Genomic DNA, 15,535 nt, shown 5'->3' with positions numbered 1-15,535 from the left:
ACCGATCGGGTCTTGCCCACACCCCCGCCGATTTACTAGGATGTCCTAGTAAGTTTTTCGACTGCACACTCCGCGGGACGGCCATGACACGACAGATCGACCACTTCATCGACGGGCAGGCGAACGCCGGCACGTCCGGGCGCACCGCCGAGGTGCTCAACCCCAGCACCGGCGCGGTGCAGGCGACCGTCGCGATGGCCAACACCGCCGACGTCGACGCCGCGGTCGCCTCCGCGGCGATCGCCCAGCGCGACTGGGCAGCGACCAACCCGCAGCGCCGCGCGCGGGTCCTGATGCGGTTCATCGAGCTGGTCAACGCCCACAGCGACGAACTCGCCGCGCTGCTCTCCGCCGAGCACGGCAAGACCCTGGTCGACGCTCACGGCGACATCCAGCGCGGCATCGAGGTCATCGAGTTCTGCGTGGGCATCCCGCACCTGCTCAAAGGCGACTACACCGAGGGCGCCGGCCCGGGCATCGACGTGTACTCGCTGCGCCAGCCGCTCGGCGTCGTCGCCGGGATCACCCCGTTCAACTTCCCGGCGATGATCCCGCTGTGGAAGGCCGGCCCGGCCCTGGCCTGCGGCAACGCCTTCATCCTCAAGCCCTCCGAGCGGGACCCGTCGGTGCCGGTGCGTCTCGCCGAGCTGTTCGTGGAGGCCGGTCTGCCGCCGGGGGTGTTCCAGGTCGTCCACGGCGACAAGGAGGCCGTCGACGCGTTGCTGCACCACCGCGACGTCGCCGCGGTCGGGTTCGTCGGCAGCTCCGACATCGCCCAGTACATCTACGCCACCGCCGCCGCGCAGGGTAAACGCGCCCAGTGTTTCGGCGGCGCGAAGAACCACATGATCGTGATGCCCGACGCCGACCTCGACCAGGCGGTCAACGCGCTCATCGGCGCCGGCTACGGCAGCGCCGGGGAGCGCTGCATGGCGATCAGCGTGGCCGTGCCGGTCGGCGCGGAGACCGCCGACCGGTTGCGCGCCAAACTGGTGGAGAAGATCGGCCAGCTGCGGGTCGGGCACAGTCACGACCCCAAGGCCGACTACGGCCCGCTGATCACCGGGGCGGCCCGCGAGCGGGTGCGCGACTACATCGGCCAGGGCGTGACCGCCGGCGCCGAGCTGGTGGTCGACGGCCGCGAGCAGGGCAGCGCCGATTTGCAGTTCGGCGACGACAGCCTCGAGGGCGGGTTCTACCTCGGGCCGACCCTGTTCGACCACGTCACACCGGAGATGTCGATCTACACCGACGAGATCTTCGGACCGGTGCTCTGCATCGTGCGCGCCGACGACTACGAGGAGGCGCTGCGGCTGCCGTCGGAGCACGAGTACGGCAACGGCGTGGCGATCTTCACCCGCGACGGCGACGCGGCCCGAGACTTCACCGCCCGCGTGCAGGCCGGCATGGTCGGGGTCAACGTGCCGATCCCGGTGCCGGTGGCCTACCACACCTTCGGCGGCTGGAAGCGGTCCGGCTTCGGTGATCTCAACCAGCACGGCACCGCCTCGATCCAGTTCTACACCAAGGTGAAAACCGTCACCCAGCGTTGGCCGTCGGGCATCAAGGACGAGGCCGAATTCCACCTGCCCACCATGGAGTAGCCGGGCGATGAGCAGCTTCGACCTCGACGACGACGAACGGGTCATCACCGAGACGGCCGCCGCGTTCGCCGCCAAACGCCTCGCCCCGCACGCCCTGGACTGGGACGCCGACGGGCACTTCCCCGTCACCGAGCTGCGTGCGGCCGCCGAGTTGGGGATGGCGGCGATCTACTGCGGCGAGGATGTCGGCGGCAGCGGGCTGCGCCGCCTGGACGCGGTGCGCATCTTCGAACAACTCGCGACCGCCGACCCGACCGTGGCGGCGTTTTTGTCCATCCACAACATGTGCGCCTGGATGGTCGACCGGTTCGGCACCGCCGAACAGCGCGGCACCTGGGTGCCGCGGCTGGCGACGATGGAGGCGATCGCCAGCTACTGCCTCACCGAACCGGGTGCCGGCTCGGATGCGGCGGCACTGGCCACCCGCGCGGTCCGCGACGGCGAGCACTGGGTGCTCGACGGGGTCAAGCAGTTCATCTCCGGCGCGGGCAGCTCCGATGTGTACGTGGTGATGGCACGCACCGGCGAGCCAGCCGCCGGGCCCCGCGGCATCTCGGCGTTCCTGGTCGAAAACGGCACCCCGGGGCTGAGTTTCGGTGCGCAGGAACACAAGATGGGCTGGCACGCCCAGCCGACCGCGCAGGTGATTCTCGACGGGGTGCGCATCCCCGCCGACGCGATAATCGGCGGGCCCGGCGGCGAGGGAACCGGGTTCGGCATCGCCATGCAGGGACTCAACGGCGGCCGGATCAACATCGCCGCGTGTTCGCTCGGCGGGGCGCAGGCCGCCTACACCCGCACCGTCGACTACCTCGCCGACCGGCAGGCGTTCGGCGGCGCCCTGCTCGACGAGCCGACCATCCGGTTCACCCTGGCCGACATGGCCACCGCGCTGGAGACCTCCCGGCTGCTGCTGTGGCGTGCCGCCGACGCCCTCGACGCGGACGCGCCGGACAAGGTGACGTTGTGCGCGATGGCCAAGCGCTACGTCACCGACGCCTGCTTCGACGTCGCCGACGCCGCGCTGCAACTGCACGGCGGCTACGGTTACCTGCGCGAGTACGGGCTGGAGAAGATCGTGCGGGACCTGCGGGTGCACCGCATCCTCGAGGGCACCAACGAGATCATGCGCGTGGTGATCGGCCGGGCCGAGGCCGCGCGTGCCCGCACCTAGCCCGCGCACACCCCCCGGCGAAGGAGAACCGATGACACAGACGGCCACGGTGGCGTTTCTCGGCTTGGGCCACATGGGTGCCCCGATGGCGGCGAACCTCGTCGCCGCCGGGTTCACGGTGCACGGCTTCGATCCCGCGCCCGCGGCGCTGGCCGGGGCGGTCGAGGACGGGGTGGTCGGATTCGACTCGGCCGCCGACGCGGTCGCCGGGGCCGACGTGGTGATCACCATGCTGCCCAACGGCGCGGTGGTGCGCCGCTGCTACGAGCAGATCCTTCCGGCGGTGCCCGAGGGGGCCCTGCTCATCGACTCCTCCACGATCTCGGTCGACGACGCCCGCGCCCTGCACACCCTGGCCGCCGAGCACGGTCTCGCGCAGCTGGACGCGCCGGTCTCCGGCGGGGTGCCCGGCGCGGCGGCCGGCACGTTGGCGTTCATGATCGGTGGGCAGCCCGACGCGGTCACCCGTGCGCGCCCGGTGCTCGAGCCGATGGCCGCCAAGATCATCCACTGCGGCGCCAGCGGCACCGGCCAGGCCGCCAAGATCTGCAACAACATGGTGTTGGCGGTGCAGCAGGCGGCGGTCGCCGAGGCGTTCGTGCTCGCCGAGCGCCTCGGACTGTCGGCGCAGTCGCTGTTCGACGTGATGACCGGGGCGACCGGCAACTGCTGGGCGGTGCACACCAACTGCCCGGTGCCCGGACCGGTGCCGACCTCACCGGCCAACCACGACTTCGCGGCCGGTTTCGCCACCGCCCTGATGACCAAGGATCTCGGGCTGGCGATGGATGCGGTGGCCTCCACCGGCGCGCGCGCCCCGCTGGGCGGTCACGCCGCCGACCTCTACACCGAGTTGGCCCGCGAACATCCCGACGAGGACTTCAGCGTCGTGATCACGACGCTGCGCTGAGCCCCCGGTCGGTCAGCCAGCGGCGGCGCAGCTGCTGGCAGCCGGCGGCCAGCAGCGGACCGCTGCCGTCGGTGTAGCCGTCGTATCCGCGGCGCACCGCCGCGGCGTCCGGGAACGCCGGGGTGCGTCCCGGGGCGATGACCACCGCGGGCAGGCCCGCCTCGGCGGCCGAGCGCAGCGCCCGGTCGGTGCCGACCACCGCGAGCGCCTGCTCGGGGGGCACCCCCAGCTCCCACAGCGCCAGCCGGTGCGCCTCGGTGCGCCGCCGGGGGCAGCCGTCGGGCAGGTCCTCGCCGGTGACGATCGTTTCGACCAGGCCGTCGCCGATCAGCTCGCGCACCATCACCTGGGTGCGGCGCCGACGCCCGGTGCTGACCACCGCCACCCAGATCCCGGCCACGAACAGGCTCATGACCAGATCGATCAGGCCGGCGCGCGGGGTGGGGTCGCCGTCGGCGTCGATCTCGCCGAGCGCGTCGATGTCGAACACCACCGCCCGCAGCGGCGGGACCTCCGGGGCGATTGGACGTTCCCGGTCCCACCAGAACGTCCGCGTCTCGCGGCTGGTTCGCATGCTCTTCAGCCTGCACCGCCGCGGCGGTGCGCGCCTCCCCCAGTGGGGGGAGGCCGGTGAGGAGTTTTGCGCGCCGGACGCCGGGGCGGCTCTAGAGTATGGCCATGACCGAAGACCCCGGCGGCGCGCCGGTGCGCCTGGTCCTCGTCGACGACCACGAGATGGTCATCGAGGGTCTCAAGGCGATGCTCACCGCGTTCGCCGACCGGGTGGAGGTCGTCGGGCACGCCGTCGGCGCCGAACGGGCGGGGGCGGTCATCGCCGACCTGCAGCCCGACGTGGTGCTCTGCGACGTGCGGATGCAGGGCGCCAGCGGCCTGGACCTGTGTCGTCAGCTGCGCGAGGACGACCCGCAGCGCAAGGTGGTGATGCTCTCGGTCTACGACGACGAGCAGTACCTGTTCCAGGCGTTGCGGGTGGGGGCGCGCGGCTACCTGCTCAAAAGCATCAGCAGCGACGACCTGGTCCGCCAGCTGGAGTTGGCCCACCGCGGCGAGCTGGTGATCGACCCGGGGTTGGCCGCTCGCGCCGCCGACACCGCCGCGCGGCTGCAGCGCGACGAGTTCTGGCCCGGCGCCCGTCAGGGCCTGACCCAACGGGAAAGCGAGATCTTGTCCTACATGGTGGCGGGGCTGTCCAACCGCGGCATCGCCACCAAACTGGTCATCGGCGAGGAGACCGTCAAAACCCACCTGCGGGCCATCTACCGCAAGCTGGAGGTCTCCGACCGCACCGGGGCGGTGGCCACCGCGCTGCGGGAAGGCATCTACCAGTGAGCGCCACCCGCGGCCGGCACGCCCGCGGCTCGGAGGCGGTGCGCGAACTCGTCGACAACGCCCACGAGCTGGCGCTGCTGCGCGAACTCATCCAGGCCGCCTCCGCCGGCCCCGGGGTGGAGCCGCTGGCCGCGGCGGCCGCGCGGATGATCACCGCCTCCACCGGCGCGGACGTCTGCTTCGTGCACGTGCTCGACGACACCGAACGGTCGTTGACGCTGACCGGGGCGACCCCGCCGTTCGACGGGCAGGTCGGCAAGATCCGGCTGCCGCTGGGGTCGGGGATCTCCGGGTGGGTCGCCGCCCACCGCCAGCCGGTGGTGATCACCGACGACAAGGAGTCCGACCCGCGGTATCTGCCGTTCGAGTCGCTGCGCGGGCGCGATTTCACCTCGATGGTGTCGGTGCCGATGGAGACCGATCCCGGCGGGCTGGTGGGGGTGCTCAACGTGCACACCGTGACGCGCCGAGAGTTCACCGACGGTGATGTGGAGCTGCTGCTGGTGATCGGCCGGCTCATCGCCGGGGCGTTGCACCAGGCCCGGCTGCACCGGCAGCTGGTGGCCCGCGAACGCGCCCACGAGCTCTTCGTCGAGCAGGTCATCGAGGCCCAGGAGATCGAGCGACGTCGCCTCGCCGGCGACATCCACGACGGCATCTCCCAGCGGCTGATCACCTTGTCCTATCGTCTCGACGCCGCCGCCCGGGCCGTCGGCAGCGACCCCGCCGACGCCTCCGAGCAGCTCGACGAGGCCCGCGACCTGGTCCGGTTGACGTTGGAGGAGGCGCGCGCGGCGATCGGCGGTCTGCGCCCGCCGGTCCTCGACGATCTGGGGCTGGCCGGCGGGCTGGCCAGCCTGGCCCGGTCGGTGCCGCAGCTGGCGTTGGAGGTCGACCTGGCCGACATCCGGCTGCCCGAACACATCGAGGTGGCGCTGTACCGGATCGCCCAGGAGTGCCTGCAGAACATCGTCAAACACGCCCACGCCAGCATGGCCCGACTGCGGTTCGGCGTCGCCGAGCAGGTGGCGCGGCTGGAGATCACCGACGACGGGGTCGGCTTCGACACGTTCGAGAACCCGCTGGGCGGCGACGAGATGGGCGGCTACGGACTGCTGTCGATCGCCGAGCGGGCCGAACTGGTGGGTGGGCGGCTCAACATCCGCTCCCGACCGGGCGTGGGCACCACCGTGACCGCGCTGATCCCGGTCGGGGTGGGCGCCGCGCAGCGCTGACCGGGGTCTCGGCGTGCCGGTCTCGGTGTGCCGGTCTCGGCGTGCCGGTCTCGGCGTGGCCCCCGTCGGTTGTGCCGATTCGTCCGCGACACGCCGCTTGGGGCGGACCGATCCGCACACGGACCAGCCCGCCGCGAGTCCCCCGCGCCTCCTCGCGCGGCCGGTCAGAAGTCGCCGGCGGTGCGGCGCAGGGTCTCGATCACCGCGGCGAGGGTCTGCGACTCGCGCGCCGACATGCCGATGTCGGCGAACACCTCGGCGTTCAGCGCCAGCGTGGCCTGCTCCACCGTGGTGCGCCCGCGGTCGGTGATCGCCACCAGCGTGGTGCGCCCGTCGGTGGGGTGCGGGCGCCGGCGCACCAGCCCGGCGCCCTCCAGCCGGCGGATCGCGTGGGTGACGCTGGTGACGTGCACCTGCAGCCGGTCGGAGGCCTTGGCGATCGGCAGCGCCCCGGTGCGGCTGAACGCCAGCAGCCGCAGCAGCTCGAACCGGGAGAAGCTCAGGTCGTAGGGCTTCAGCGACGCCTCCACCCGGGCCAAAAGGATCTGATGGGCCCGCATCACCGAGGTGACCGCGACCATGCCGTCGGCCACCTCCCCCCAGCCGGCGCGCTCCCAGTTGGCCCGCGCCGCCGCGATCGGATCACCGTGGTCGGCCCGAGCGGCCGGATCGGATGCAGCCACGCCTTTTCCTACCGCATTCCCGGCCGCGCCGTCAGGCCAGCGTCAGGATGCGGGGGCCGTCGTTGGTGACCGCGACGGTGTGTTCCCAGTGCGCGGCGCGCGAGCCGTCGGCGGTGACCACGGTCCACTCGTCGTCGAGCACGACGGTCTCGGCGGTGCCGAGGGTGAGCATCGGCTCGATGGCCAGCACACTGCCGTGCTCGAGGCGCGGGCCCCGCCCGGGCGGGCCCTCGTTGGGCAGAAACGGGTCCATGTGCATCTGCCGGCCGATGCCGTGCCCGCCGTAGCCGGCGACGATGCCGAACGCGCGGCCCAGCCGGGTCCCCGCCGCGCGGGTGCCCGACTCGATCGCGTGCGAGACGTCACCGAGCCGGTTGCCGGGCACCATGGCCGCGATCCCGGCCTGCAGCGACTCGCGGGTGGCCGTCGACAGCGCCTCGTCGTCGGCCGACACCGCCCCGACCCCGAAGGTGATCGCCGAATCGCCGTGCCAGCCGTCCAGGATCGCACCGCAGTCCACCGAGACCAGGTCGCCGTCGCGCAGCGTCTCGGTGGCCGCCGGGATACCGTGCACCACCCGGTCGTTGACCGAGCTGCAGATCGACGCCGGATAGCCGTGATAGCCCAGAAACGACGGGGTGGCCCCGGCGTCGCGGATCACCGCTTCGGCGATCCGGTCGAGTTCGCCGGTCGACACCCCGGGCCCGGCCGCGGCCCGCACGGCGTGCAGCGCGGCCGCCACCACCGCACCGGCGGCGGCCATCGCGTCGAGTTCACCGTCGCTGCGCTGCGGCACGACCCTGCGGCTGCGCCAGCCGGGCAGCGCCATGGCCTAGCGTCCCAGGGCGCGCAGGGCCCGCTCGAAGACCTCCTCGACGTCGCCGACGGCGTCGACGGTCTTCAACTCGTCGCGGTAGTACTCCAGAAGCGGTGCGGTCTCGTCGCGGTAGACCTGCATGCGGTGGCGGATCACGTCGTCGGTGTCGTCGGCGCGGCCGCGCCCCTTGAGCCGGGCCAGCAGCTCCTCCTGGGAGACCTGGAAGTCCACGACCGCGTCGACGCGGGTGCCGCGCCGCTCCAGCATGGCCTGCAACGCCTGGGCCTGCTCGGTCGATCGCGGATAGCCGTCGAGGATGAACCCGCCGGCGGCGTCGGGCTGATCGATGCGGTCCTCGACGAGGGCGTTGGTCAGCGATGCCGGCACCAGGTCGCCGGCGTCGAGGTACTTCTTGGCCTGAACGCCCAGCTCGGTCCCGGTGGAGATGTTGTGCCGGAACAGATCGCCGGTGGAGATCTGCGGAATCCCGAGCTTGTCGGCCAGCTTGACGGCCTGGGTGCCCTTGCCCGCCCCGGGCGGTCCGAGCAGAACGACTCTCACTTGAGGAACCCTTCGTAGTTGCGCTGCATGAGCTGGCTCTCGATCTGCTTCACCGTGTCCAGACCCACACCGATCATGATCAGCACCGCGGTCCCACCGAACGGCAGGTTCTGCACCGCCCCGGTGTTGCCGATCTGCAGGAACAGGTTCGGTAGCACCGAGATCACACCGAGGTAGATCGACCCGGGCAGCGTGATGCGGTTGAGCACGTAACGCAGGTAGTCCGCGGTCGGGCGGCCCGGGCGGATGCCGGGGATGAAGCCGCCGAACTTCTTCATCTCGTCGGCACGCTCGTCGGGGTTGAACGTGATCGAGACGTAGAAGTAGGTGAAGAAGATGATCAGCCCGAAGTACACGGCGATGTAGACCATGTTCGACGGGTCCGACAGGTAGGTGCCGACCAGCTTGTCCCACCAGCCGTCGCCGGCGCCGCCGCTGCCGCCGCTGCGCACCAGCTGGGTGACCAGCTGCGGGATGTAGATCAACGAGGACGCGAAGATCACCGGGATAACACCGGCCTGGTTGACCTTGAGCGGCAGATAGGTCGAGGTGCCGCCGTACATCTTGCGGCCCACCATCCGCTTGGCGTACTGCACCGGGATGCGGCGCTGACCCTGCTCGACGAAGACGACGCCGACGATGATGATCAGTGTCGCCAGGCAGACCATGGCGAACACGGTGCTGCCGCGGGAGTCCAGGATCGACTTGCCCTCGATCGGGATGCGCGCGGCGATACCGATGAAGATCAGCAGCGACATCCCGTTGCCGACACCGCGCTCGGTGATCAGCTCACCCATCCACATCACCAGCGCCGCGCCGGCGGTCATCACCAGCACGATCACCACCAGGGTGAAGATCGACGAGTCGGCGATGATCTCGTGGGAGTAGGTGCAGCCCTGCAGCAACCCGCCGTTGGCGGCCAGTGCCACGATCGAGGTGGACTGCAGGATCGCCAGCGCGATCGTCAGATACCGGGTGTACTGCGTCATCTTGTTCTGGCCGGACTGACCCTCTTTGCGCAGCTCCTCGAACCGCGGGATCACCACGGTGAGCAGCTGCACGATGATGCTGGCGGTGATGTAGGGCATCACGCCCACCGCGAACACCGTCAGCTGCAGCAACGCACCGCCGGAGAACAGGTTGATCAGGGAGTAGACCTGCGCGGCCTCCCCACCGCTGACCTCCTCGATGCACTGCTGCACCTTGGGGTAATCCACCCCCGGGGACGGGATCGCCGCCCCCACCCGGTAGAGGACCACGATCCCCAGCGCGAACAGGATCTTCCGTCTCAGGTCGACTGTCCGCATCGATGAGATGAAAGCCGAGAGCACTCTTCTCCTCCTGCACACGCCGGGTTCTTCGGCACGGCGTGTAAATGGGCTGGTCGCACCAGCGTCCGGACAGTCCTACATCATGCGTCGAGCCCCCGAAGGCCGTGCCAGACGGCCTGACGCGTGAAGCAGTCTATGAGAGTAACAGTCCCCCCGACCCGGTCTTGAACAACGGCTGGCCCGCCACCGGCGCCCACCGGCCACCGACCGGCCCCCGTGCGCATATACTTACCGTATCTAAATAACTTGGAGAGAGGGGGCGGTGATGGCACGCACCGATAACGACAGTTGGGACCTGGCCTCCAGCGTGGGGATCACGGCGACCGCGGTAGCCGCCGCCCGGGCGGTGGCCAGCGACGAACCCGACGCGATCATCGATGACCCGTTCGCCGCGCCGCTGGTGCGCGCGGTCGGGGTGGAGGTGTTCACCCGCCTGGTCGACGGGGAGCTCACCGCCGCCGACCTGGACGCCGACGGCACCGGCACCGGCGCCGATCAGCGGCGGATGACCGCGATGATGGCGGTGCGCACCCGCTACTTCGACGACTTCTTCACCGCCGCCGCCGACGCCGGGATCCGCCAGGCGGTGATCCTGGCCTCCGGGCTGGACTCGCGCGCCTACCGGCTGGCGTGGCCGGCGGGCACCACCGTCTACGAGATCGACCAGCCCGCGGTCATCGAGTTCAAAACCCGCACCCTGGCCGACCTCGGCGCCGAACCCACCGCGACGCGCCACGCCGTCGCGGTCGACCTACGCGATGACTGGGCGGCGGCGCTGCGCACCGCCGGCTTCGACCCGACGGCGCCCACGGCGTGGAGCGCGGAAGGACTGCTGGGTTATCTACCCGCCGACGCCCAGGACCGGCTGCTGGACACCATCACCGCCTTGTCGGCCCCGGGCAGCCGCCTGGCCACCGAGAACACCCCGGCTCCCGGCCCGGACCGCCAGGAGAAGATGCTGCAGCGGATGCGCGTCACCGCGCAGGGGTGGCGCCGCCACGGCCTGGACCTCGACCCCGACGGGTTGTTCTTCCCCGGGGAGCGCACCGAGGCCGCCGTCTACCTCAACGAGCACGGCTGGCAGGTGCAGTCGCGCGCCGTCACCGACCTGCTCGCCGAGCACGGGTTCCCGCCCTTGGGCGACTCCGGGGGCGACTCCGGGGAAGATCCCGGGGAAGACCCCGCCGGCGACCCCGGGTTTTTGGACCTGCACTTCATCACCGCCACGCTTTAGGGTGAAGCCAATGTCACGCACCGACTCAAGAACGCCCGGAGACAGCTGGGATCTGGCCTCCAGCGTGGGAGCGACCGCCACCATGGTGGCCGCCGCGCGCGCCCTGGCCAGTGACGAACCCGACGCGATCATCGACGACCCGTTCGCCGCGCCGCTGGTGCGTGCGGTCGGGGTGGAGTTCTTCACCCGGGTGGTCGACGGGGAGATCACTTTCTCCTCCGACCCCTCCGACCCCGCCGACCCCGCGGCCGACGGGCCGGCGCTGATGACCGCGATGATGGCGGTGCGCACCCGGTTTTTCGACGACTTCTTCACCGCCGCCGCCGACGCCGGGATCCGCCAGGCGGTGATCCTGGCCTCCGGGCTGGACTCGCGCGCCTACCGGCTGGCGTGGCCGGCGGGCACCACCGTCTACGAGATCGACCAGCCCGCGGTCATCGAGTTCAAAACCCGCACCCTGGCCGACCTCGGCGCCGAACCCACCGCGACGCGCCACGCCGTCGCGGTCGACCTGCGCGATGACTGGGCGGCGGCGCTGCGCACCGCCGGCTTCGACCCGACCGTGCCCACGGCATGGAGCGCGGAAGGACTGCTGGCGTATCTGCCGCCGCAGGCGCAGGATCAGTTGTTCGACACGATCACCGCGCTGTCGGCCCCGGGCAGCCGTCTGGCCACCGAATACCACCCCGACGGGGGCAAGGCGCTCGGCCAGCGCAGCCAGGTGATCAGCGACGCGTGGCGTGAGTACGGCTTTGACGTCGACCTCTCGGAGCTGTTCTACACCGGCGAACGCACCCCGGCGGCAGAGTATCTGCGCGATCAGGGCTGGCAGATCAGCTCCCGGACCCGCCCGGAGGTCTTCGCCGACTACGGTCGCCGCTACCCGGATTCCGATGCCGTGGATTCGATGCGTAACTCGGTGTCGATCATCGCCACCCTCACCCAAGGAGATTCCGATGGCCCGCACCGACGATGACACCTGGGATCTGGCCTCCAGCGTCGGGTCCACCGCGACGATGATCGCCGCCGGTCGCGCGATGGCCACCCGCGACCCTCGCGGACTCATCGACGACCCGCTGGCGGCCCCGCTGGTGCGTGCGGTCGGGGTCGACTTCTTCACTCGGCTGATGGACGGCGAACTCGACCTGGCCGCGGTCGAAGAGGGCGCCGCCGACCGGATGCAGGCGATGGTCGACGGGGTCGCGTTGCGCACCAAGTTTTTCGACGACTACTTCCTGGCCGCGACTGCTACCGGGGTGCGCCAGGCGGTGATCCTGGCGGCCGGGCTCGACGCGCGCGCCTACCGGCTGGCATGGCCGGCGGGCACCACCGTCTACGAGATCGACCAGCCCGCGGTCATCGAGTTCAAAACCCGCACCCTGGCCGACCTCGGCGCCGAACCCACCGCGACGCGTCGCACCGTCGCCATCGACCTGCGCGAGGATTGGCCGGCGGCGTTGCGGGCAGCGGGTTTTGACCCCGAGGAGCCGACCGCGTGGGTGGCGGAGGGCCTGCTGATCTACCTGCCGCCGGAGGCTCAGGACCGGCTCTTCGACAACATCACGGCCCTGTCGGCGCCGGGCAGCACGATCGCCACCGAATATGTGCCCGGTCTCAAGGATTTCGACCCGGAGAAGGCCCGCGCAGCCTCAGAACGGTTCCGCGAACACGGCTTCGACCTCGACATGGGGGACCTGATCTTCACCGGCGAGCGTCACCACGGCGCCGAGTACCTGCGCGAGCACGGCTGGACGATGAACGAGCTCTCCCGCGCCGAACTCTTCGCCCGCCACGACATCCCGCTGCCCTCCCTGGAGGACACCGATGATCCGCTGGGCGAGATCATCTACCTCGACGGCACCCTGAGCGCGTAACCGCGCTCAGCGGCGCGGGTCCCCCAGCCACAGCACACTGGCACCGTTGACGGTGCGGTCGATCTCGTCGACCACGCCGGTCAGGGTCCGCATCAGCAGCCCACCGGCGGCCTCGCTCAGCGACGCCGCCGCCGGCTGCGATGACGGCCGTGGACGCAGCAGCTCCAGCAGCGACGAGCCCGGATAGTGCAGCGTGCGGGTGTCGGCGTCGGGTTCGAGGCCGGCGAGCACGCGGGCCCGCCGGATCGCGGTGCGCAGCCCGCCGAGTTCGTCGACGAGGCCATGGGCGAGCGCGTCGGCGCCGGTCCAGACCCGGCCGCGGGCCACCTTGTCCACCGCGTCGACCGCGAGGTTGCGGCCCTCGGCGACCCGCTGCACGAAATCGGTGTAGAACAGGTCGGCTTCGGCTTCCACCTGGGCCTGCTGTTCGGCGGTGAACGGGGCGTTGATCGACCAGGCGTCGGCGTTGGCGTTGGTGCGCACGGTGTCGCTGCCCACGCCGAGGCGTTCTTTGAGGTCGCGGGCGACGAGTTTGCCGGTCACCACGCCGATCGAACCGGTGATGGTTCCGGGATTGGCGACGATCGCGTCGGTGCCGGCCGAGATGTAGTAACCGCCCGACGCGGCGACCGCGCCCATGGAGGCCACCACCGGTGTGCCGTCCTCGCGCGCCTTGGCCACCGCACGCCAGATGGTCTCCGACCCGGTCACCGACCCGCCGGGGCTGTCCACCCGCAGCACGATCGCGGCGACCTCCTCGCTGGCGGCGGCCTCCCGCAGCGCCGCGGCGATCGTGTCGCCGCCGGCATTGGCCCGTCCCAGCGGGGACGGTTGGGGCCCACCGCGGCCGCTGACGATGCCACCGGCGACGGTGACGACCGCGATCGCCGGTTTGGGTTTGCGGCCCGGCAGGCTCGGCAGTCCCGGACGCGGCGCATTCGCCTGGGCGTAGCGCGACAGGTACAGCCGCGGCGGTGCGTCCGCATCGTTGTCGGGATCACCGCTGTCGGCGGAAATCCCTGGCGCGCCGATGAGTTCGGCGATACGGCCATAGGCTTGGTCGCGGAACCCGATCCGGTCGACGAGTCCTGCTTCCACCGCGTCGTCGCGCAGCAGCGGCGCCCGGTCGGCCAACGCGTCCAGCGCCTCGGCGGTCACGCCGCGCGACTGCACCACGGCGTCGCGCACCTGCGCGTGCAGACTCTCCACCAAGGCGGTGTCGGCCTCCCGGTGCGCCTCGGTGTAGCCGTCCTCGGTGAAAAGGTTTGCGGCGGATTTGTATTCACCGCGAGCGACGAACTGCGCCTCGATACCGGCCTTCTGCAGGGCGCTGCGCAAAAACAGTGCGTTGGTGGCGAATCCGATCAGGCCGACGGTCCCCGACGGCTGCATCCACACCTCACCGAACGCCGAGGCGAGGTAGTACGACAGCGTCCCCGGATAGGTCTCGGCCCAGGCCAGGGACGGCTTGGCGGCGCTGAATGCGGCGATGGCGTCCCGCAGTTCCTGCACCGGTCCGGCGGTGGCCGCCGGAAGCTGCACCCGCGCAATCAGTCCGGCGACCCTCGGGTCTTCGGCGGCCCGGTACAGCGCGTCGACGACGTCGCGCAGCACCGGTGGGCGCCCGCCGGCGCTGAGGATCGCCAGCGGGTCGAAGGTGCTGGTCTCCCGCGGCACCGCCTGCAGGTCGAGTTCGAGCACGCAACCGTCGGGCACACCTCGGTGGCGCGCGGTGTCCACACGGCGCAGCACCCCGCGCAGTTCATCGGCGCCGGGCAGGTCGGGCAGCAAGGAGAACATGGTCTGAGCCTACCGACGTAGCGTGAGGAGGTGCGATGGTCCATCTCGATCCCGCAGTTCGACCTCACCGGCGACGACGCTCCGGCGCTGCGGTCCTATCTGGCTCGCGCCGAAGCGTTGGGTTTCGAGGGCGGCTGGACGCTGGAGCAGGCGCTCGGCGCGGCCCCGGTACTGGCTCCCCTGGAGGTGCTGGCCTACGCCGCGGCGTGCACCGAGCGGCTGCGGCTGGGCGTGGCGGTGCTGGTGAGCACCGTCCACGACCCGCTGCAGTTGGCGGCGGCGGCCACCACGATCGACCGCCTCAGCGGCGGCCGGCTCGACCTCGGCATCGGCACGGGCGGCCCGTCGCGGCGCTTCGCGGCGTTCGGTGTCGAGCGCGCCACGTTCATCGCCCGGTTCACCGAGGGCGTCGAGCTGATGAAGGCGGCCTGGTCGCCGGATCCGCGGATCAGCTTCACCGGGCGTTTCCGCCAGCTCGAGGACGTCGCGATCGCCCCCAAACCGATCCAGCGTCCCCATCCCCCGCTGTGGTTCGGCGGGCACGCCGACGCCGCCCTGGCGCGCGCGGTTCGCCACGGCGACGGGTTCATGGGTGCCGGCTCGGCGACGACGGCCGCGTTCGCCGAGCAGGTCGGTGTGCTGCGTCGGGAACTGGCCGCCCAGGGTCGCGACGGGTCGGGGTTCCGGATCGGCAAACGGGTGTATGTGACGGTCGACGCCGACGCGGACCGCGCCCGGCAGCGGGTGCTCGCCGGAATCGACCGGATCTACGGGGGCCGGTTGCGCGATGCGGCCGCCGTCGCGGTGGCCGGCACCGCCGCCGATGTCGCCGGCGGGCTGGCCGCGGTCATCGACGCCGGCGCCGAGACCGTCGTGCTCAACCCGGTCGGCGCCGGGGTGCCCGAGGATCACGACCAGATGGAACAACTGGCCGCCGAGGTGCTGCCGCAGCTGTTATAACC

At 71.2% G+C, this 15,535-nt stretch carries 15 protein-coding genes; 9 read left to right on the top strand and 6 right to left on the bottom strand.

The window, feature by feature from the left end:
• Nucleotides 1–83 precede the first annotated feature (83 nt).
• The 3 genes from B8W67_RS01855 to mmsB are packed head-to-tail and all read left to right on the top strand — an operon-like array spanning nt 84 to nt 3,688.
• Complete coding sequence (locus tag B8W67_RS01855) at nt 84–1,604, top strand: CoA-acylating methylmalonate-semialdehyde dehydrogenase (RefSeq protein ID WP_069392742.1); 1,521 nt, start codon at nt 84–86, stop codon at nt 1,602–1,604.
• Between the two features lie 7 nt (nt 1,605–1,611).
• A complete protein-coding gene (locus B8W67_RS01850; RefSeq protein WP_085302000.1) occupies nt 1,612–2,778 on the top strand; it encodes an acyl-CoA dehydrogenase family protein in 1,167 nt (388 codons plus the stop codon).
• 31 nt (nt 2,779–2,809) lie between these two features.
• Nucleotides 2,810–3,688: a 3-hydroxyisobutyrate dehydrogenase gene (gene mmsB, locus B8W67_RS01845; protein WP_069392744.1), complete on the top strand. Its 879-nt coding sequence runs from the start codon at nt 2,810–2,812 to the stop codon at nt 3,686–3,688.
• On the opposite strand, the gene B8W67_RS01840 is transcribed toward mmsB, so the two are convergent.
• Complete coding sequence (locus B8W67_RS01840) at nt 3,672–4,262, bottom strand: HAD family hydrolase (RefSeq protein WP_085301998.1); 591 nt, start codon at nt 4,260–4,262, stop codon at nt 3,672–3,674. The two genes, mmsB and B8W67_RS01840, sit on opposite strands and share 17 nt — an antisense overlap.
• Before the next feature lie 104 nt (nt 4,263–4,366).
• Between B8W67_RS01840 and B8W67_RS01835 the strand changes: the two genes are divergently transcribed.
• Nucleotides 4,367–5,038 (top strand): response regulator, encoded by a 672-nt coding sequence (locus B8W67_RS01835; protein WP_069392746.1) that lies wholly within the window; start codon nt 4,367–4,369, stop codon nt 5,036–5,038.
• Between the two features lie 38 nt (nt 5,039–5,076).
• A complete protein-coding gene (locus tag B8W67_RS01830) occupies nt 5,077–6,273 on the top strand; it encodes a GAF domain-containing sensor histidine kinase (RefSeq protein WP_069392826.1) in 1,197 nt (398 codons plus the stop codon).
• A gap of 164 nt (nt 6,274–6,437) precedes the next feature.
• Here B8W67_RS01830 and B8W67_RS01825 read toward each other — a convergent pair whose 3' ends face one another.
• The 4 genes from B8W67_RS01825 to secY are packed head-to-tail and all read right to left on the bottom strand — an operon-like array spanning nt 6,438 to nt 9,665.
• A complete protein-coding gene (locus B8W67_RS01825; RefSeq protein WP_069392747.1) occupies nt 6,438–6,956 on the bottom strand; it encodes a MarR family transcriptional regulator in 519 nt (172 codons plus the stop codon).
• A 31-nt stretch (nt 6,957–6,987) separates the two neighbouring features.
• Entirely contained in the window at nt 6,988–7,785 is a 798-nt protein-coding gene (map, locus tag B8W67_RS01820) for a type I methionyl aminopeptidase (RefSeq protein WP_069392748.1), read from the bottom strand.
• A gap of 3 nt (nt 7,786–7,788) precedes the next feature.
• The gene (locus B8W67_RS01815; RefSeq protein ID WP_069392749.1) at nt 7,789–8,334 is read right to left on the bottom strand and encodes an adenylate kinase; all 546 of its coding nucleotides are present in this window, start codon (nt 8,332–8,334) and stop codon (nt 7,789–7,791) included.
• Nucleotides 8,331–9,665 carry a preprotein translocase subunit SecY gene (gene secY / locus B8W67_RS01810; protein WP_069392750.1) on the bottom strand — a complete coding sequence of 445 codons (1,335 nt, stop codon included), beginning with the start codon at nt 9,663–9,665 and terminating at the stop codon, nt 8,331–8,333. The genes B8W67_RS01815 and secY overlap by 4 nt, the downstream gene beginning before the upstream one ends.
• 265 nt (nt 9,666–9,930) lie before the next feature.
• Here secY and B8W67_RS01805 point away from each other — a divergent pair, with 265 nt between their 5' ends.
• The 3 genes from B8W67_RS01805 to B8W67_RS01795 are packed head-to-tail and all read left to right on the top strand — an operon-like array spanning nt 9,931 to nt 12,773.
• Entirely contained in the window at nt 9,931–10,899 is a 969-nt protein-coding gene (locus B8W67_RS01805) for a class I SAM-dependent methyltransferase (RefSeq protein ID WP_085301996.1), read from the top strand.
• Between the two features lie 10 nt (nt 10,900–10,909).
• Nucleotides 10,910–11,875 carry a class I SAM-dependent methyltransferase gene (locus B8W67_RS01800; RefSeq protein WP_085301994.1) on the top strand — a complete coding sequence of 322 codons (966 nt, stop codon included), beginning with the start codon at nt 10,910–10,912 and terminating at the stop codon, nt 11,873–11,875.
• The gene (locus B8W67_RS01795) at nt 11,856–12,773 is read left to right on the top strand and encodes a class I SAM-dependent methyltransferase (protein WP_085301993.1); all 918 of its coding nucleotides are present in this window, start codon (nt 11,856–11,858) and stop codon (nt 12,771–12,773) included. Before B8W67_RS01800 ends, B8W67_RS01795 begins: the two co-directional genes overlap by 20 nt.
• A gap of 6 nt (nt 12,774–12,779) precedes the next feature.
• Here B8W67_RS01795 and sppA read toward each other — a convergent pair whose 3' ends face one another.
• Nucleotides 12,780–14,573 carry a signal peptide peptidase SppA gene (gene sppA, locus B8W67_RS01790; RefSeq protein ID WP_085301991.1) on the bottom strand — a complete coding sequence of 598 codons (1,794 nt, stop codon included), beginning with the start codon at nt 14,571–14,573 and terminating at the stop codon, nt 12,780–12,782.
• A gap of 30 nt (nt 14,574–14,603) precedes the next feature.
• On the opposite strand from sppA, the gene B8W67_RS01785 reads away from it, so the two are divergent.
• Nucleotides 14,604–15,533 (top strand): LLM class flavin-dependent oxidoreductase, encoded by a 930-nt coding sequence (locus tag B8W67_RS01785; protein ID WP_085301989.1) that lies wholly within the window; start codon nt 14,604–14,606, stop codon nt 15,531–15,533.
• The last annotated feature ends 2 nt before the right edge of the window (nt 15,534–15,535 follow it).

The sequence above is a fragment of the Mycolicibacillus koreensis genome (genome assembly GCF_002104795.1).
Lineage (GTDB): Bacteria > Actinomycetota > Actinomycetes > Mycobacteriales > Mycobacteriaceae > Mycobacterium > Mycobacterium koreense.
The sequence above is the reverse complement of the archived record's forward strand: the minus strand, read 5'-3'. Positions and strand labels throughout refer to the sequence as shown.

What these genes read in the sequence shown, in the direction of transcription:
- B8W67_RS01800 (WP_085301994.1), top strand. Translation starts at nt 10,910, where the DNA reads ATGTCACGCACCGACTCAAGAACGCCCGGAGACAGCTGGGATCTGGCC.
- sppA (WP_085301991.1), bottom strand. Translation starts at nt 14,573, where the DNA reads ATGTTCTCCTTGCTGCCCGACCTGCCCGGCGCCGATGAACTGCGCGGG.
- B8W67_RS01805 (WP_085301996.1), top strand. Translation starts at nt 9,931, where the DNA reads ATGGCACGCACCGATAACGACAGTTGGGACCTGGCCTCCAGCGTGGGG.
- B8W67_RS01835 (WP_069392746.1), top strand. Translation starts at nt 4,367, where the DNA reads ATGACCGAAGACCCCGGCGGCGCGCCGGTGCGCCTGGTCCTCGTCGAC.
- map (WP_069392748.1), bottom strand. Translation starts at nt 7,785, where the DNA reads ATGGCGCTGCCCGGCTGGCGCAGCCGCAGGGTCGTGCCGCAGCGCAGC.
- B8W67_RS01855 (WP_069392742.1), top strand. Translation starts at nt 84, where the DNA reads ATGACACGACAGATCGACCACTTCATCGACGGGCAGGCGAACGCCGGC.
- B8W67_RS01795 (WP_085301993.1), top strand. Translation starts at nt 11,856, where the DNA reads ATGGCCCGCACCGACGATGACACCTGGGATCTGGCCTCCAGCGTCGGG.
- B8W67_RS01840 (WP_085301998.1), bottom strand. Translation starts at nt 4,262, where the DNA reads ATGCGAACCAGCCGCGAGACGCGGACGTTCTGGTGGGACCGGGAACGT.
- B8W67_RS01850 (WP_085302000.1), top strand. Translation starts at nt 1,612, where the DNA reads ATGAGCAGCTTCGACCTCGACGACGACGAACGGGTCATCACCGAGACG.
- mmsB (WP_069392744.1), top strand. Translation starts at nt 2,810, where the DNA reads ATGACACAGACGGCCACGGTGGCGTTTCTCGGCTTGGGCCACATGGGT.